General features: G+C 66.4%; 19 protein-coding genes and 2 tRNA genes. 10 read left to right on the top strand and 11 right to left on the bottom strand.

All coding sequences use genetic code 11. The features are described 5' to 3' along the window. Positions 1–55: 55 nt before the first annotated feature. The 8 genes from R1H25_RS16460 to pcnB form a co-directional block, all read right to left on the bottom strand. Positions 56–262 (bottom strand): DUF6229 family protein, encoded by a 207-nt coding sequence (locus R1H25_RS16460; RefSeq protein ID WP_049423517.1) that lies wholly within the window; start codon positions 260–262, stop codon positions 56–58. 315 nt (positions 263–577) lie between these two features. Then, entirely contained in the window at positions 578–2,092 is a 1,515-nt protein-coding gene (pgi, locus tag R1H25_RS16455) for a glucose-6-phosphate isomerase (RefSeq protein WP_317224114.1), read from the bottom strand. Continuing rightward, a complete protein-coding gene (gene panD / locus R1H25_RS16450; protein ID WP_005409061.1) occupies positions 2,089–2,469 on the bottom strand; it encodes an aspartate 1-decarboxylase in 381 nt (126 codons plus the stop codon). The genes pgi and panD overlap by 4 nt, the downstream gene beginning before the upstream one ends. Before the next feature lie 87 nt (positions 2,470–2,556). Next, positions 2,557–3,054, bottom strand: coding sequence for a hypothetical protein (locus R1H25_RS16445; protein WP_317224113.1), 498 nt, complete (start codon positions 3,052–3,054; stop codon positions 2,557–2,559). 67 nt (positions 3,055–3,121) lie between these two features. Next, the gene (panC, locus tag R1H25_RS16440) at positions 3,122–3,961 is read right to left on the bottom strand and encodes a pantoate--beta-alanine ligase (RefSeq protein ID WP_164158934.1); all 840 of its coding nucleotides are present in this window, start codon (positions 3,959–3,961) and stop codon (positions 3,122–3,124) included. Continuing rightward, positions 3,958–4,773 carry a 3-methyl-2-oxobutanoate hydroxymethyltransferase gene (gene panB, locus R1H25_RS16435; RefSeq protein ID WP_049445298.1) on the bottom strand — a complete coding sequence of 272 codons (816 nt, stop codon included), beginning with the start codon at positions 4,771–4,773 and terminating at the stop codon, positions 3,958–3,960. The genes panC and panB overlap by 4 nt, the downstream gene beginning before the upstream one ends. 34 nt (positions 4,774–4,807) lie before the next feature. Continuing rightward, the gene (gene folK, locus R1H25_RS16430; RefSeq protein WP_049445301.1) at positions 4,808–5,293 is read right to left on the bottom strand and encodes a 2-amino-4-hydroxy-6-hydroxymethyldihydropteridine diphosphokinase; all 486 of its coding nucleotides are present in this window, start codon (positions 5,291–5,293) and stop codon (positions 4,808–4,810) included. Positions 5,294–5,296: 3 nt separating this feature from the next. Then, positions 5,297–6,676: a polynucleotide adenylyltransferase PcnB gene (pcnB, locus tag R1H25_RS16425; RefSeq protein ID WP_057500709.1), complete on the bottom strand. Its 1,380-nt coding sequence runs from the start codon at positions 6,674–6,676 to the stop codon at positions 5,297–5,299. 52 nt (positions 6,677–6,728) lie between these two features. Between pcnB and R1H25_RS16420 the strand changes: the two genes are divergently transcribed. Continuing rightward, positions 6,729–6,803 (top strand) — tRNA-Glu (locus R1H25_RS16420). A 526-nt stretch (positions 6,804–7,329) separates the two neighbouring features. On the opposite strand, the gene R1H25_RS16415 is transcribed toward R1H25_RS16420, so the two are convergent. Beyond that, the gene (locus tag R1H25_RS16415; protein WP_241881124.1) at positions 7,330–8,754 is read right to left on the bottom strand and encodes a sugar porter family MFS transporter; all 1,425 of its coding nucleotides are present in this window, start codon (positions 8,752–8,754) and stop codon (positions 7,330–7,332) included. A 192-nt stretch (positions 8,755–8,946) separates the two neighbouring features. On the opposite strand from R1H25_RS16415, the gene fdxA reads away from it, so the two are divergent. Next, positions 8,947–9,270 (top strand): ferredoxin FdxA, encoded by a 324-nt coding sequence (gene fdxA / locus R1H25_RS16410; RefSeq protein ID WP_004153066.1) that lies wholly within the window; start codon positions 8,947–8,949, stop codon positions 9,268–9,270. A gap of 216 nt (positions 9,271–9,486) precedes the next feature. Here the strand turns inward: fdxA and R1H25_RS16405 are convergent, their stop codons facing one another. Both R1H25_RS16405 and dapA read right to left on the bottom strand, forming a co-directional pair. Then, on the bottom strand, positions 9,487–10,002 hold the full coding sequence (locus R1H25_RS16405; protein WP_049410369.1) for a hypothetical protein: 516 nt from the start codon (positions 10,000–10,002) through the stop codon (positions 9,487–9,489). Positions 10,003–10,034: 32 nt separating this feature from the next. Beyond that, a complete protein-coding gene (dapA, locus tag R1H25_RS16400) occupies positions 10,035–10,928 on the bottom strand; it encodes a 4-hydroxy-tetrahydrodipicolinate synthase (RefSeq protein ID WP_317224112.1) in 894 nt (297 codons plus the stop codon). A 164-nt stretch (positions 10,929–11,092) separates the two neighbouring features. Between dapA and R1H25_RS16395 the strand changes: the two genes are divergently transcribed. From R1H25_RS16395 to R1H25_RS16360, 8 genes are all read left to right on the top strand, one after another. Further along, positions 11,093–11,653 carry a glycine cleavage system protein R gene (locus tag R1H25_RS16395; protein ID WP_005409051.1) on the top strand — a complete coding sequence of 187 codons (561 nt, stop codon included), beginning with the start codon at positions 11,093–11,095 and terminating at the stop codon, positions 11,651–11,653. A 79-nt stretch (positions 11,654–11,732) separates the two neighbouring features. Then, on the top strand, positions 11,733–12,212 hold the full coding sequence (locus R1H25_RS16390) for a peroxiredoxin (RefSeq protein WP_049445310.1): 480 nt from the start codon (positions 11,733–11,735) through the stop codon (positions 12,210–12,212). 84 nt (positions 12,213–12,296) lie between these two features. Next, entirely contained in the window at positions 12,297–13,697 is a 1,401-nt protein-coding gene (locus R1H25_RS16385) for a PhoH family protein (protein WP_010484287.1), read from the top strand. Beyond that, positions 13,694–14,200 (top strand): hypothetical protein, encoded by a 507-nt coding sequence (locus tag R1H25_RS16380; RefSeq protein WP_317224111.1) that lies wholly within the window; start codon positions 13,694–13,696, stop codon positions 14,198–14,200. The genes R1H25_RS16385 and R1H25_RS16380 overlap by 4 nt, the downstream gene beginning before the upstream one ends. Positions 14,201–14,211: 11 nt before the next feature. Next, on the top strand, positions 14,212–14,880 hold the full coding sequence (locus tag R1H25_RS16375; protein ID WP_010484284.1) for a YoaK family protein: 669 nt from the start codon (positions 14,212–14,214) through the stop codon (positions 14,878–14,880). A 64-nt stretch (positions 14,881–14,944) separates the two neighbouring features. Then, on the top strand, positions 14,945–15,754 hold the full coding sequence (gene thiD / locus R1H25_RS16370) for a bifunctional hydroxymethylpyrimidine kinase/phosphomethylpyrimidine kinase (protein ID WP_317224110.1): 810 nt from the start codon (positions 14,945–14,947) through the stop codon (positions 15,752–15,754). Next, positions 15,751–16,677 carry an alpha/beta fold hydrolase gene (locus tag R1H25_RS16365; RefSeq protein ID WP_317224109.1) on the top strand — a complete coding sequence of 309 codons (927 nt, stop codon included), beginning with the start codon at positions 15,751–15,753 and terminating at the stop codon, positions 16,675–16,677. Before thiD ends, R1H25_RS16365 begins: the two co-directional genes overlap by 4 nt. After that, positions 16,668–16,744 (top strand) — tRNA-Arg (locus tag R1H25_RS16360). Before R1H25_RS16365 ends, R1H25_RS16360 begins: the two co-directional genes overlap by 10 nt. The last annotated feature ends 203 nt before the right edge of the window (positions 16,745–16,947 follow it).

The following is a 16,947-nucleotide window of genomic DNA, read 5'->3' as shown; positions in this document are numbered from 1 at the left end:
CTGTTCCAGTTGCCGGCACGCAGCCGCAAGGCGCTGCGTGCCGGCTCGGGCTACATCAGCAACACAGGCAGTGATTGACCACGGACATCGTGGTGGTGCACTCGGTGCCACCACCGGTGATCAGGGTGTCGGAGGCCGACGTGAGTGCGGACTCGGTAGCCGCAGCGCCATAGATGAACAGCGAACCCGCAGGGTTGGCGCACCCATCCACATCGTCCGAGCCATTGAGCCAGCCGGACACAACATCGTCATTCAGATCCATTCGCAATCTCCTGTCATTCACAACATGAGGCGTTGAGGACATGGATCGATTCCACGTCCCTTCGGATACGGCCAGTCCCTGGCATCAACATCATGCTGCGAGCGATACTGGATGACAGGTACAGCCGCCCGTGCACACTGCAATGGCAGGCGATGCGCAGTCAAGCTGCGCTGCGGCAGGCACGCGGATGCGCTGCATGTGCAGCACGCAAACGACACGGAATGCGTGGCCGCGCACCATTCATGCGCGACCGGATCGAAGGCAAGCAGAGAGACATGGGATGGCCGGCCGGCGCCGGCACATCCGCAGGCCGGGTCAGCGCTTCAGCTGCGCCAGGATTTCGCGGGTCATCGGGTCGGCAATCGCAATATCCTCACCCTGCAGCGCCGGCAACAGGCCACTGGCCAGCTGCTTGCCAAGCTCGACACCGAACTGGTCGAAGGCATTGATGTTCCAGATCACCGACTGCACGTACACAGCGTGTTCGTACATGGCGATCAGTGCACCCAGCGCCTGCGGGGTCAGCGCGTCGAGCAGGATCAGCGTGCTCGGGCGGCCGCCCGGGTAATCACGGTGCGGGTCGTCGCTGCTCTGGCCATTGGCCAGTGCTTCAGTCTGCGCCAGCAGATTGGCCAGCAGGGCCTGATGATTGATCGTGTAGGGATCGTCGTTGTGCACGCAGCCGATGAAATCTGCCGGAACGATGCTGGTGCCCTGGTGCAGTGCCTGGAAGAAGCTGTGCTGCACATCGGTGCCCGCGCCGCCCCACCACACCGGCACGGTGTCGGTGGTGACAGGTTGCCCGTCACGCTGCACGCGCTTGCCCAGGCTTTCCATCACCAGCTGCTGCAGGTAGGCCGGCAGCAGCGCCAGGCGCTGGTCGTAGGTCATCACCGCGTGCGTTGCATGGCCCAGCAGGTTGCGGTTCCAGATGTCGGTCAGGCCGTGCAGCACCGGCAGGTTGCGCTCCAGCGGTGCATCCAGCGCATGCGCATCCATCTGCGCCGCGCCTTCCAGCAACTGCTCGAAGCGATCGAAGCCGACTGCCAGCGCGATCGGGAAACCGACCGCCGACCACAGTGAATAACGGCCACCCACCCAGTCCCACATCGGCAGCACGCGATCGGCGGCGATGGCAAAGGCCTTGGCGGCGCGTTCCGGATTGGCACTGACTGCATACAGGCGTTCGCTGCCACCCAGCCAGTCGTGCAGGATCTGGCCGTTGAGCAGGGTTTCCTGCGTACCGAAGGTCTTGGAGATCAGGATGCCGGCAGTCTTCGACGGATCCAGCGTGGCCAGCGTACGCTGCATGGCGGCGCCGTCCACGTTCGAGACGAAATGCACGCGCAGGCGCGCACCGCTGACCGGACGCAGCGCGTCGGCAACCAGGCGCGGGCCAAGGTCGGAACCACCGATGCCGACACTGACCACATCGGTCACGCCACTGTCTTCCAGCGCGCGCACCAGCACGCCCATGCGCTGGCGGATCTCGCGCGCGGTGGCATAGGCCTCGGCCGCCACCGGCGCATCGACCACATCGCCACGCAGCGCGGTGTGCAGCGCCGCGCGACCTTCGGTCAGGTTGACCTGCTCGCCACGGAACAGGCGGGTGATGGCGCCACCGACATCACGCTCGGCAGCCAGCGCCAGCAACGCCTGCAGCGCCGCAGCATCGTATTTCTGCCGCGCGAAGTTGACGTACAACGGACCGACCCGCAGCGCCAGATCCTGCACGCGCCCGGGTTCGGCGGCGAGCAGGCTGGGAATGCTTGCGCCCTTCAGGCGCTGGGCGTGGGAGTGCAGCGAGTCGAATCCGTTGTTCGTTGTCATGCGGCCTGGGTCGGGATCGTGTCGTTGGTGTGGGTGATCTGGTTCTTGCCATCAACGTACACCAGCTTCGGCTTGAAGCTGTCGGCTTCCTGCTCGGTCATGCTGGCGAACGCTGCGATGATGATGATGTCACCGACCTGCACGTGGCGCGCGGCGCCACCGTTGAGCGAGACAACGCCGCTGCCGGCTTCGGCGCGGATGGCGTAGGTCGAGAAGCGCGCACCGTTGGTCACGTCCCAGATGTGCACCTGCTCGAACTCGCGGATGCCGGTGGCAGCCAGCAGGTTGTCATCAATGGCGATCGAGCCTTCGTAGTTCAGCTCGGAATGGGTGACGGTGGCGCGGTGGATCTTGGTCTTGAGCAGGGACAGGTGCATGGGGGCGCTGCAACGGCAAAGGAAAGAGCGGATTCTAGCACCCGCTTGGCCATCGCCAGGGGGCGGCGGCAGGACGCTGAAGGCCGTTCAGGTGCCCTTGCCCGGCGGCGGCGCCGTGGCATGGACGGCACCGCCCTGCAGTGACAGCCTGAACACCGTATGGAAGGCCAGCCCGGAGGCCAGGCCCAGGCCCCCTGCAGCCAACACTGTCAGCCCATAGCTGATCACATCGAATGTATCCACATAGCGCAGGCGCTGCAGCAGCGGCCCATGGATCGCGCCCGGCCATTCATGGATGGCCATGGCCAGCGCGCCCAGGGCAGACCCTGCAAGCACGAAGCTGATCCGGCGCAGGGGCTGCCGAGATCGCGGGAGCAGCGCCATCGGCAGGAACACCGCGATGGCGATGCAGACGCCCAGTCCGAACATCAATCCACCGCCGGTGAGCGCGGGCATCGGCGTGCGCCTGAATTCAAGTGCGAACATCAGGCCGCCAAACAGTTGGGCCGGCAGCATGCCTGCCGCCAACACCGCCAGGATAGAGGCCTGGGCAAGACGGCCGGTATCAGTGCTGGGGGTTTTCATTTCAGGTCTCCCATCCGTGGGAAGTGGAAAGGCGCCCGTTGAGGGCGCCCCCCAAGCCGCATGCGGCTCAGAATTCCAGGTTGTCGATCAAGCGGGTGGTGCCCAGACGTGCGGCGATCAGCGCTACGCGGCCGCCGCCGTCGAAGGTCGGCTCGGTCAAATCGGGCGTGCGCAGCACCGCATAGTCGACCTGGAAACCGGCTGCCTGCAATGCCGCCGTGGCGTCGGCCTCGATGCGGTCACGTGCCAGCCCGGCTACATAGCCTTCGCGCATGCCCAGCAGGGTGCGGTGGATACTGGTCGCAACCGGGCGCTGTTCGGCGCTCAGATACTGGTTGCGCGAGCTCTTGGCCAGGCCATCCTCGTCGCGCACGATGTCCGCGCCGACGATCTGGATCGGGAACGACAGCTCGGCCACCATCTGCTTGATCACAGCCAGCTGCTGGTAGTCCTTTCGGCCGAACACGGCCACGTCCGGCTGCACCTGCAGGAACAGGCGCGCGACCACCGTGCACACGCCATCAAAGTGTCCCGGACGGCTGGCGCCTTCCAGCACTTCACTGACGCCGGGCGCGTGCATCTGCGTGGTCTTGTCCACGCCCAGCGGATACATCGCCTCGACGCTGGGCAGCCACACCGCATCGCAGCCGGCCTGCTCAAGCCCGGCCACATCGGCCTCGGGCGTACGCGGATAGCGACTGAAATCCTCGTTCGGCCCGAACTGGGTCGGGTTGACGAAGATGCTTGCCACCACCTTGTCGGCGTACTGGCGGGCCAGGGTCACCAGCGAATGATGGCCACCGTGAAGGTTGCCCATGGTCGGCACCAGCGCCACGCGCAGGCCCTCGCGCTTCCACTGGGCGATCTGCTCGCGCAATGCGCCGAGCTCGTTGAAGGTCTGGATCATTGGGCGTAAGCGTGCTGTTCGTCGGGGAAGCTGCCGTCGCGCACGGCGTCGGCATAGGCGCGGGTGGCACCCGCCACCGAACCGCCTTCGGCAAGGAAGTCCTTGACGAACTTGGGACGGCGATGGCCACTGTCCAGGCCAAGGAAATCGTGCAGCACCAGCACCTGGCCATCGCACTGCGGGCCGGCACCGATGCCGATGGTCGGGACTTCCACAGCGGCAGTGACGTCGGCGGCGACCGGGCTCGGCATGCACTCCAGCACCAGCAGGCTGGCACCCGCAGCAGCCACGGCCCTGGCATCTTCCACCAGCTGGCGTGCGGCATCGCCACGGCCCTGGATCTTGAAGCCACCCAGGCGCAGCACCGACTGCGGAGTCAGGCCCAGGTGCGAGCAGACCGGAATCTCACGCTCGACCAGGTAACGGATGATGTCGACCTTGAAGCCGGCACCTTCGATCTTGACCATCTCGGCACCGGCCTGCAGCAGCTGCAGCGATGCATCCAGCGCGCGCTCCGGGGTGGCATCGGCGCCGAACGGCAGATCGGCCACCAGCAGCGCGCGCTGCAGCACACGGGCCACGGCGCGGGTGTGGTAGACCATGTCGGCCACGGTCACCGGCAGGGTCGAATCATGGCCCTGCACGACCATGCCCAGCGAATCGCCGATCAGGATCAGGTCAACGCCATTTGCGTCGAAAGTGCGGGCGAAGCCAGCGTCGTAGGCGGTCAACATGACCAGCTTCTGGCCATTGCGCTTGGCCTCGGCCAGGGCGGGAACGGTCCAGGGCTTGCTGTCTGCGTGGGTGCTCATGTGCTGATAACCGGGGGAGATAACCCGGGCATTATCACCTTATCGGTGCGATCCCGCAGGCATCCACCCGCACCACTGCATCCCGCACGCGACCATGGCCGGGAATGGCCAGATCCGGCGCGATTTCGGCCAGCGGCACCAACACGAAGGCACGCTCGTGCAGGTAAGGGTGCGGCACCTGCAGACCGGGCTGGTCGAGCACCTGCGCGCCATACAGCAGCAGGTCCAGGTCCAGCGCGCGCGGGCCCCAGTGCACCGCCGGATCGCGCACGCGACCAAAGCGCTGCTCCAGCGCCAGCATCGCCTGCAGCAGCGTGTCGGCCGGCAACGTGGTGTCGACCGCAGCCACCGCGTTGACGAACGGCGGCTGGTCTTCATTGCCCCAGGCCGGCGTGGCGTACAGCCTCGAGGCCTGGCGCAGGCGGGTACCGGGCAGCCCGTCGAGGGCGGCAATCGCCGCCCCGACGGTGGCGGCCGCGTCGCCAAGGTTGGCGCCGAGGCCGATCCAGGCAAGGGTCATCGTTTACTCGCCAGCCGCACCGGCCGGGGCGCCCGGACGACGGCGGCGACGGCGGCGCTTGCGCGGTGCCCCGCTCTCGTCATCACCCTCTTCGCTGTGCATCACGTCCAGCGACGATTCCAGCTCGCGGCCGGACTGCGCCTGTGCCTCGCGCCAGAACTCGACATCGGCGGCGTGCTCGGCCGAGGCCACCTGGCGCAGGCTGAGGAAGTCGAACGCGGCCCGGAAGCGCGGGTGGGTGAGCGTACGGAACACGCGTTTGCGCTGGCGCGAGCCGAAGCGCGACTGCAGCAGCCAGATTTCCTGCATCGGCAGCGAGAAACGGCGCGGCAATGCGATGGTGCTCAGCTGCTGCACGGTCACCCGGTCGGCAGCACGACGCTGTGCTTCCTCCGGTGCCACGCCCTGCTTGAGCAGGGTCGCCTGCGCGCGGCAGAACGCCGGCCACAGCAGCAGCGCGAACAGGAACGCGGGCGAGACCGGCTCGTCGTTGGCCACGCGCGCATCGGTGTTGGCCAGGCCCTCGACCAGCATGCGGCGCAGCGCGCCGGTGCGGTTGGACTTCAGCGCCTTGGCGCTTTCAGGGAACAGCACGTCGAGCAGGCCGTAACGCTCCAGGCCTTCGAAGCTGGCCACGCCGTGCCCGGACAGGAACAGCTTCAGCACTTCCTCGAACAGGCGTGCCGGCGCGGCTTCGTTGAGCAGGCCGGCCAGATGGGGGATCGGCGCGGCGGTGCCCTCTTCGATCTGGAAGCCGAGCTTGGCCGCCAGGCGCACCGCGCGCAGCATGCGCACCGGGTCTTCCTGGTAGCGCTGCACCGGGTCGCCGATGAGCTTCATCAGGCGCGCCTGCACGTCTTCGAAGCCGCCGGTGTAGTCACGTACCGAGAAGTCCTCGATGGCGTAGTACAGGGCGTTGCAGGTGAAATCGCGGCGGATGGCGTCGTCTTCGATGGTGCCGTACACGTTGTCGCGCACGAGCATGCCGTTTTCCATCTCGCGGTCACCGCTGCCGTCATCGCTGTTGGCGCGGAAGGTGGCGACTTCGATGATCTCGCGGCCGAACACAACGTGGGCGAGGCGGAAGCGGCGGCCGATCAGGCGGCAGTTGCGGAACAGCTGCTTGACCTGTTCGGGCGTGGCGTCGGTGGCCACGTCGAAATCCTTGGGTTGGCCATTGACCAGCAGGTCGCGCACCGCGCCGCCGACAAGATAGGCGCCGAAGCCTGCATCGCGCAGGCGATAAAGCACGCGCAGGGCGTTCGGGCTGATGTCCTTGCGGGAGATCGTGTGCTGGTCGCGCGGGATGACGCGCAGGCTGAACGGTGATGTAGCAGAGGAAATGATGTTGGCGCTTCCGGTTGAAGTTTCGGGATTGCCCAATGGCATCGAGGTGCATATACTAGCGCTCCTGCCTCGGCAGCGACACAGTTACGCTCCCTTCGTCTAGTGGTTAGGACGTGGCCCTCTCAAGGCTAAAACAGGGGTTCGAGTCCCCTAGGGAGCGCCAGTCGCCGCAGCAGGAACCGAAAAAGCCCGCCTTGTGCGGGCTTTTCTGTTTTCCGGGATTGCAGTGATTGCGGTCGGGTTGGTCGCTTTGGCGCCTCCCTGCAATCGGCTCGAGCCGGTGGGGTCACCCAGGGCAGGACACGCCGTGAACCCATCCATGGGGGCTCGATGGCGCCATCCTTGGCGCCAACGGTCCTGCCCTGGGTGACCCCACCGACTCTGGACGGTTTCCCGCCAGCTGCGGCAACAACCGACCAGCGCTTCGCCGCATCCGCACGCACCATGAAACTGTCAGGAGGGGCAGGCCGCCCTCTCCAGGACCGTTGGCGCCATGGGCCTGAGGCATGCCTCGGGCGGGTTGGGCAGGACGCCCAACCCCGGTCTTGCCGTGTGCGCAGGACAGCGCACACGAGCTAGGCGCCATCGAGCACCATGGATGGGCTCTTGCGTGTCCTGGAGAGGGCGGCCTGCCCCCTCACACTCTGGACAAGCAGGCGCCAACGGAACGCAACCGAAGCCAGTCGCCGTCAGCCTTCCATCTGCTCCAGCTCCTTGCCCTTGGTCTCGCGTACGTAGCGGACCACGAAGAAGATCGAGAGGATGGCGGCAACCGTATAGATGCCATAGGCACCGGCCAGGCCGATGCCGGCCAGCAGCATCGGGAAGGTCACGGTGATCGCGAAATTCGATGTCCACTGCGCCGCACCGGCAACGGCCAACGCCGGGCCGCGGATCTGGTTGGGGAACATCTCGCCCAGCATCACCCACATCACCGGGCCCCAGGACATGTTGAAGAACACCACGTAGACATTGGCCGCGACCAGCGCCAGTCGACCCATACCGTCGGACAACTGCAGTCGACCGTCGGCCAGGCTGCCACTGGCGAAGGCGACCACCATCAGCACCAGCGCCACCGACATGCCGACCGAGCCGATCCACAGCAACGGCTTGCGCCCGATGCGGTCGATCAACAACACCGTCAGCAGGCAGGCGCCGATGCTCAGCGCGCCGGACAGCACGTTGATCAGCAGTGCGTCGCTTTCCGAGAAGCCCACCGCCTGCCACAGCACCGCGCCGTAATAGAACACCACATTGATGCCGACCAGCTGCTGGAACATGGCCAGGCCGATGCCCAGCCAGAGGATCGGGCGCAGCCTGCCGGTGGCCTTGTTGCGCAGGTCGCCGAAGCGCGGCTTGTGCTGGTCCTGGGCCAGACTGGCTTCGATCTCGGCCTGCTTGGCCGCCGCTGAGGCCTCGCCGTACAGCCGCGAGAGTACCGCCCTCGCCTGCTGCTGACGCCCCTTCAGGACCAGGAAGCGCGGGCTTTCCGGAATCACCAGCAACAACAGCAGGAACAGCCCCGACGGCAGTGCCTGCATCCAGAACATCCAGCGCCAGGCCTCATGGCCCAGCCATAGCGGCTCGGTCGACGCTCCGGCGGCACGGGCCAGCAGGTAATTGCTGAGGAAAGCTGCGAAAAGGCCGCAGATGATCGCCATCTGCTGCACCGTGGCCAAGCGCCCGCGATAGCGCGCCGAGGCCACTTCGGCGATGTAGGCCGGCGACATCACGCTGGCCGCGCCCACCGCGAAACCGCCGAGCACGCGTGCGGCAATGAACAGCCAGGAGGCGTGAGCGGCACCGGCACCCAGCGCCGAGACCAGGAACATCAGCGCCGAGGCGATCAGCACGCCACGACGGCCCAGGCGATCTCCCAGCCAACCGGCCAGGAAGGCACCGATCGCGCAGCCCAGCAGCATCGAGGCGACTTCGAAACCGAGCGCCGCCTCACTGGAGTTGAAGGCTTGGCGAAGGCCATCGACCGTGCCATTGATGACACCACTGTCGAAGCCGAACAGGAACCCACCCAGGGTGGCCACGCAGCTGATCAGGACGATGAATGCAGTGTTCTCACCGCCATGGGAGGCGATGTCGGGTTGGGCTGGGGACATGGACGATCCTGCTGGGAAGGGGTCCGGCCATCCGACGCAGCCGGCTGACCCGCAGCGTCGCACAGGCCTCACCCCGCCGCCAATGACCGCCACGGTCGCGCCTGCCAGACGCCCGATTTCCGTCCCGCGCCGACACCGGGGGCCAACCTGTTCTAGAATTGGCGGGTTCAGGAATCGATCCACCCCCAGCCCATGCCCTTTGTCGTCACCGAAAACTGCATCAAGTGCAAACACACCGATTGCGTGGAAGTGTGCCCCGTGGATTGCTTCCACGAAGGCCCGAACTTCCTGGTGATCGACCCGGATGAGTGCATCGACTGCACCCTCTGCGAACCGGAGTGCCCGGTCAACGCGATCTTCCCGGAGGACGATGTTCCTGCCGGCCAGGAAAGCTTCGTCGCCCTCAACGCCGAGCTGGCGAAGGAGTGGCCGGTGCTGACCGTGCGCAAGGACCCACCCGCCGACGCCGGCGAATGGGACGGCAAGCCGGACAAGCTGAAGCTGCTGGAGCGCTGAGAAGCGCCCGCGGCGGTAACGAAAAGGGCGCCCACGGGCGCCCTTTTCTGTTTTCCGGTAAACGCCAACCGCAAGATCCAGTATGCCAACCGCAAGATCCGGTATGCCAACCTTGCGATCCGGTAGGTGCCAACCTTGGTTGGCACAGAAGCGCCGACCAAGATCGGCCTCTACCCGGGCAGGTGCGGACCTGGGCCGCACCCACCCGACCGGCCCTTACTGGGCCAGCTTCGCCTTCAGCGCGGCGATCAGCTTCACCGGCGCTTCGGCGGTGGCCGGCAGGCCACGCGGGTCGACCGCGGAGATGTAGGCGCCAGCATCGACGGCGACCACGCGGACCAGGAAGTTGCTGCCTTCGTAGGCCACGTCGTACGAGCCCAGCAGCTGCGCGCGGCTGGCGATGGTCACGCCTTCCACGCCTTCCAGCGCGGTACCAACCTTGGCGAAAGCTTCATCTTTGCCACCGGCGATGGTGAAACCGGTGTTGCCCACGGCCGGGGCCGCGGCCACCGGGGCTGCCGGCTTGGTCGCCGACGCCAGCGTCGGCACCTTGTTGTCACCCGTGGTGGTCGGCAGGTTCAGGTCCGGCGGCACTTCCAGCGGACGCATTTCCGGGGCCAGAGCGTAGTCGCCCTTGACACCACGCTTGAAGCAGCCGGTGGTGCCGGCGGCAACGGCCACCGCAAGCAGGGCGTAGGACAGCACGCGGACGGTGGATACGGATTGACGCATGTGAATCTCCTGGGTCAGACCAAGACGGAAGGTCAGTGGCTGGAAAGGGCTTCGAGGGCGGCGATGTCGCCGGCAAGGTGATCGGCCGCCGGATGATGCGGCGCCGACAGTGGCAGCAGAGGCAGGCGCAGATCGTGGCCGATGCCGATACGGCGCAGCAGCGCCTTGACCGGGATCGGGTTCGGTTCAACGCCGCAGAATTCATGGAACGGCTGCAGGCGCGCATCCCAGGACTCGGTGGCCTCGTGATCGTGGGCGGCGGCCAGTTCGCACATGCGGCGGTAGGCACCTGGCAGCACGTTGGAGCCGACCGAGATCAGGCCGTCGATACCGGCCCGGATCGAACGCGCGGCCGTACCGTCGTCGCCGCTGAGCACGGCGAACTGCGGGCTGCGCAGGGCGAGCAGCGCCTGCACCCGGCCGGTGTCGCCCACCGCCTCCTTGATGCCGACGATGTTGGGGTGGCTGGCCAGTTCGGCCACGGTGTCCGGCTGCATGTCGCAACCAGTACGGCCTGGCACGTTGTACAGCACGACCGGCAACCCGCCCTGGTCGGCGACCGCGCAGTAGTGGGCGATCAGGCCGGCCTGGGTCGGCCGCACGTACGGCGGGGTGACCACCAGCGCATGGCTGGCGCCGAGCGTGGCGGCACGGCGGGTCTGTTCAATGGTTTTGGCGGTACCGGACAGGCCGGTGCCGGCCATGACCGGGATGCGGCCGCCGATGCGCTCGACCGCGCTGGCCAGCAGCAGGTCGTACTCGGCATCGGTGAGGGTTGCCGCTTCGCCGGTCGAGCCGGCAACGACAACGCCATGGACGCCACCTTCCAGTTGCAGGTGCAGCAGGCGCTGCCAACCGTCGGGATCGAGGGCGCCGTCGGCCCGGAACGGGGTCGCCAGCGCGGTGATGAGGCCGGAAAGGGACAAGGACGTGCTGCTCTTGGCTGGGAAGGGAAAACGCCCGCCACGAAAGGCCGGGGGTGACCTGAATGTTACTTGCGGCGCGAAAGCACGGGCAAGTATGCTGGACACCGGTGGATCCCCGCCTCTGGCGGGCATTCAGACTAACGCATGCATTACCCGGAATCGCCTTGACCGACACCACCCCGCGCCCCGCGCCGAGCGAAAACCACCTCCTGATCAACGCCTACACGACGCATCCGGAGTCCCCCCTGCTGTCCGTCACCCGCCGCATCGCCGACAGCGGCTGCAATCTGGTGGACGCACGCCTGGCCACGGTCGGCCGCGATGTGTCGGTCACCGCCCTGGCCACCGGCTCGTGGGACTCGGTGGCCAAGCTGGAGGCGATGCTGACCCGGCTGGAGCGCGAGGAAGGCCTGAAGCTGGTCTGGTACCGCACCGCCGCCAAGCAGGCGCAGTCCAACCTGCTGCCGTACATCGTCGAGGTGATCGCCGCCGACAAGCCGGGCATCCTGTTCCAGCTGGCCGATTTCTTCGACCGCCAGGGCATCACCATCGAGAACCTGCAGAGCACGCGCTACCGCGCCATGCAGACCGGTGCGGAGATGTTCAGCGCGCAGGTCACCATCGGCGTGCCGGCCAACATGCACATCGCCGCGCTGCGCGACGACTTCCTTGAATTCTGCGACCACCTGAACCTGGACGCGATCATGGACCCGATGAAATTCTGATTCTTCGCGCGCCTCTCACGGGCGCGTGGCGTTTCATGCAATTGTCGTAGAAAGAACCCAGGCTCGACAGAAGGACCTCATGAACAACGGCGATACCCTGGACAGCACCACCCTCTCCCTGCCGCTGGCACTGTCCGGTGGCGAACAGGCCACTCTCGGCGACTACGCCGGCCACTGGCTGGTGCTGTACTTCTATCCCAAGGACAGCACCCCCGGCTGCACCACCGAAGGCATCGACTTCAACGCGCTGCTGCCGAAGTTCAAGAAGGCAGGCGCGGTGGTACTCGGTGTCTCGCGCGACTCGGTGAAGTCGCACGACAACTTCTGTGCCAAGCAGGGCTTCAACTTCCCGCTGGTCAGCGATGGCGACGAAGCGCTGTGCAGCGCCTTCGACGTGATCAAGATGAAGAACATGTACGGCAAGCAGGTACGTGGCATCGAACGCAGCACCTTCCTGATTTCCCCCGACAGCCGCATCGTGCAGTCCTGGCGCAAGGTCAAGGTTGCCGGCCATGCCGATGCCGTTCTCGCCGAACTGAAGGCCTCCCAGTCCAAGTGAGTCCCACTGCCTACTGTGTCTGCCATCACCCTGCCCCGCAGCAGGCCGTGGTGGTTTTTCCCTGTCCGTAACCAGGAATCGACGATGACCCGAGGCAAGCGCATCTACGTGCTGGATACCAACGTGCTGATGCACGATCCCACCGCGCTGTTCAAATTCGAGGAGCACGACGTCTACCTGCCCATGCAGGTGATCGAGGAGCTGGACAACGGCAAGAAGGGCACCTCCGAGGCGAGCCGCAACGCCCGCCAGGTGAGCCGCTTCCTCAATGAGCTGGTGCAGGAATCCGGCCTGGACAACCTGGCCGACGGCATTCCGCTGCAGCGCCCCAATGGCCTGCAGCTGCGCGGCAAGCAGAGCGCCGGCAAGCTGCGCTTCCAGACCAGCCATTTCGACGCGGGCAAGAGCTTTGGCAAGGTCATTCCCGACAATGCCATCCTCGGCGCGATCCTGGCGCTGAAGGAAGAAACCCCGGACCTGCCGGTGGTGTTCGTTTCCAAGGACATCAACCTGCGGATCAAGGCCGCCATCGCCGGCATCGTGTCCGAGGACTACGAGAACGACCGCGCGCTGGACGATTTCAGCCTGCTCTACACCGGCGCCACCGAGCTGCCGGAAGACTTCTGGAAGCGCCACGGCGACGACCTGCGCAGCTGGAGCGACAAGGGCCGCACGCATTACGAAATCCTCGCGCAGGACGGCGAGGAGTGGTACCCGAACCAGTACGTCTACCTGCCGGGCGAAGACGAAGTCGAGCTACGCGTCAGCCGCGTGGTCGGCGACGGCAAGGTGGTGCTGTCGCTGGTGGATGATTTCCGCCACGGCAGCCACGCCGTGTGGGGCATCAGCGCCCGCAACCGCGAGCAGAACTTCGCGCTCAATGCACTGATGGACCCGGAGATCGACTTCGTCACGCTGCTGGGCACCGCCGGCACCGGCAAGACCCTGCTGGCGCTGGCTGCCGGCCTGGCGCAGACGATGGACCAGCAACGCTACCGCGAGATCATCATGACCCGCGCCACGGTCAGCGTCGGCGAGGACATCGGCTTCCTGCCCGGCACCGAGGAAGAGAAGATGACGCCGTGGATGGGCGCGCTGACCGACAACCTGGAAGTGCTCACGCACAATCAGGAAGGCGGCACCTGGGGCCGCCAGGCCACCAACGACCTGCTGGCCAGCCGCATCAAGATCCGCTCGATGAACTTCATGCGCGGCCGCACCTTCCTGTCACGCTACCTGATCCTGGACGAGGCGCAGAACCTCACCCCCAAGCAGATGAAGACGCTGATCACCCGTGCTGGCCCCGGCACCAAGATCGTCTGCCTGGGCAACGTGGAGCAGATCGACACGCCCTACCTGACCGAGACCACCTCGGGCCTGACCTACGCGGTGGATCGCTTCAAGAACTGGCCGCACAGCGCGCACATCACCCTGCGCCGTGGCGAGCGCTCGCGCCTGGCCGATTACGCTTCGGAGGTGTTGTGAAACGCCGCACCCGCCTGCTGCTGCCCACGGCTGCGATCACCCTCGCAGCCGTGCTCGGCGCCTGCACCACCACGCGCGGCCCGGCCAGCGTGCCGACCGCCGAGCGCACCGGCCAGTCCTGGGTGGTCACCCGCCCGATCATCGCCGCACAGGTGCTCGACACCTGCTCGCGCGCCAGCCCCGGCCGCGAGGCCGGGCGGGTCAGCGGCTACTGGGCGCCCAGCCGGCAGCAGATCGACCAGCTGGAAGCGCAGCTGTCGTCGCTGGAGGCCCAGGTGCCGAAGGTGCTGGACTTCGACCGCCAGTACGTCGGCATCGAAAGCGCCGGCAAGCGGCTGATCTACATCAACGCCTTCCACCTGCCCGACGACAGCGGCATCAATCCGGCCCGTGAAGCGATCCGCGTCTGCGATGGCGGCGCGCAGTTCTGGGGCGCAGTGTTCGACCCGGCCAGCAACACCTTCAGCGAGCTGCAGTTCAACGGCGGCCTCGGCGGGCCCTGAGGGCCCCGCCGATGGGAATACGCCTGCCCACCTGGGTCTGGATCGGCGCGGTCGCGCTCTCGTGCGTGGCCGGCATGGTCAACGTGGTTGGTTTCCTTGGTTTCGAGCACCAGGCGGTCAGCCACATGACCGGCAGCACCAGCCAGCTCGGCATGGCACTGGCACAGGGTGACTGGCGCGCGGTCGGCCACCTGTGGGGACTGCTGATCGCGTTCTCGCTGGGCGCGATGCTCAGCGGCCTGCTGATCCAGGACAGCACCCTGCAGCTGGGCCGGCGCTACGGCGTGGCGCTGGCACTGGAATCGGCGCTGCTGCTGGTCGCCATTCCACTGTTCGAACAACACCAGATCTGGGGCGCGCTGGCCGCCGCCATGGCCTGCGGCCTGCAGAACGCGATGGCCACCACCTTCAGTGGCGCGGTGGTGCGCACCACCCACCTCAGCGGCATGTTCACCGACCTCGGCATCGGCCTGGGCCACCTGCTGCGCGGGTTGCCGCTGCAGGTACGACGGCTGACCCTCAGCGGCCTGATCATCAGCGGCTTCCTCGCCGGCGGCATCATCGGCGCCTGGTTGTTCATGCGCTGGCAGTACGACGCCCTGCTCGCCCCCGCCCTGCTGACCGGCCTGACCGGGCTGGGTTATGTGCTGTACCAGCAGTGGGCGCGTTGGCGGCATTGATTCAAGGACATCCACGCATGGCGTGGATCTACCTTCCCCTCCGGGACCACGGCACAATCAACTGATGAGCCCGACCACTCCCGTTTCCGCCCTCACCATCGCCGGCTCCGACTCCGGCGGTGGCGCCGGCATCCAGGCCGACCTGAAGGCCTTCGCCGCGCACCGTGTGCACGGCCTCTCGGCGATTGCTGCACTGACCGCGCAGAACACCCGCGGCGTCATCGCCGTGCACGTGCCCCCCATCGAATTCCTGCGCGCGCAGCTGGATGCCTGCTTCGACGACTTCGACATCCATGCGGTGAAACTCGGCATGCTGGCCAACGCCGAAGTGATCCATGCCGTCGCCGATGCACTGGAAAAGCATCGCCCGCTGCACGTGGTACTGGACCCGGTGATGGTCGCCACCAGTGGGGCACGCCTGCTGGAAAACAGTGCATTGCAGGCCATGCGTGAGCGGCTGATCCCGCTGGCGACGCTGGTTACGCCCAACACGCCGGAAGCGGAGCTGCTGGTCGGACGGAAGATCGGCAACGCCGATGACGCCGAACGGGCGGCCTCCGCCCTGCTTGAACTGGGTGCCGGTGCAGTGCTGCTGAAAGGTGGCCACCTGCATGAAGGCAACCGCGTGATCGACCGCTACTTCGACGGCGTGAGCAGCGAAGAATTCATCCACGCCCGCCTGCCGCTGGACGCACATGGCACCGGCTGCACGCTGGCCTCGGCCATCGCCGCGCAGTTGTGCAACGGCCTGAGCCTGGCCAATGCCTGCGAAGCCGGTATCGACTACGTTGCACGCGGCCTGCAGCAGGGCTATGCCCCCGGCCGCAGCGAGGTGCTGGTGCTGGATCACTTCGGCGCGGCACCACACGCATGAGCCTCACACCGGACGTCCTTGCCGTGCAGTGCGCTGATGGCCATCGCTACGAAGTGATCGCCTGCGTGCCTGCGCAGCCCATCGCGCGCCTGCTGTGGTTGCCTGCGCTGGGCGTGGCCGCACGTCACTACCTGCCACTGGCGTTGGCGCTGGCGGCGAAGGGCGTGGCGGTCTACCTGCATGAGTGGCGAGGCAATGGCAGCAGTTCGCTGCGTCCGTCACGCACGCAGGATTGGGGCTATCGCGAGGTACTCGAACAGGATCTGCCGACCAGCCAGGCGGTACTGGCCGCAGCGGACGACGACGCCGGTGCCCTGCCCTGGGTCATCGGTGGACACAGCCTCGGTGGGCAGCTGGCCTGTGTGCACGCCGGCCGCAACCCGCACGACTTCAACCGGCTGTGGCTGGCTGCCAGTGGCTCACCGTTCTGGCGCGGGTTCCCGCCACCGCGTGGCTGGCTGCTGCCATTGGTCTACCGCTTCCTGCCGTGGATCGCGCAGCGCCAGGGCGTGCTGCATGGCCGTCGCCTCGGCTTTGGTGGCACCGAAGCGCGTGGACTGATTGCCGACTGGGCACGCGTGGGCCTGAACAACCACTACGCCGCGGCCGGCATGGATGAAAACCTCGACGCGCAGATGGCACGCGTGCATGGCAGCGCACAGGCGGTGCTGATGGAGCACGACTGGTTGGCACCCACCGGATCGATGCAGACGCTGCTGGCGAAGCTGCCGAATGTGGACGCGCAGGTGCGCGTGCTGTCCGCGCAGGAACTGGGCACCCGCGCCGATCATTTCGCGTGGCTGAAGGCCCCTGATGCCGTGGCTGACAGCTTTTTCATTCAGTTGGATGAAAATTTTCACAAAACTGTTGACGGTACGCGCCGACATCCGCATAATTCCGCTCCTGTCGCAGGGCGCCCGTAGCTCAGTTGGATAGAGTACCTGGCTACGAACCAGGCGGTCGGGAGTTCGAATCTCTCCGGGCGCACCATTACACCGAAACAGCAGGCCTCGGCCTGCTGTTTTTTTATGTGTGTTTTTCGGCAGGGCTGCGCCCTGCATCTGCAGAGGCTTCAAGCCAAAGCAACGGCAACGGCAAAAGCAAAAGCTGGCATTCCGTGGCTTGGCGGGGCGGTGTCGGAGTGCGGGGACGCCGCAAGTACGTCCATGTAGGCTTGGCAGCCGCATCCATGC

The organism is Stenotrophomonas veracruzanensis, assembly GCF_032911525.1.
Lineage (GTDB): Bacteria > Pseudomonadota > Gammaproteobacteria > Xanthomonadales > Xanthomonadaceae > Stenotrophomonas > Stenotrophomonas africana.
The sequence above is the reverse complement of the archived record's forward strand: the minus strand, read 5'-3'. Positions and strand labels throughout refer to the sequence as shown.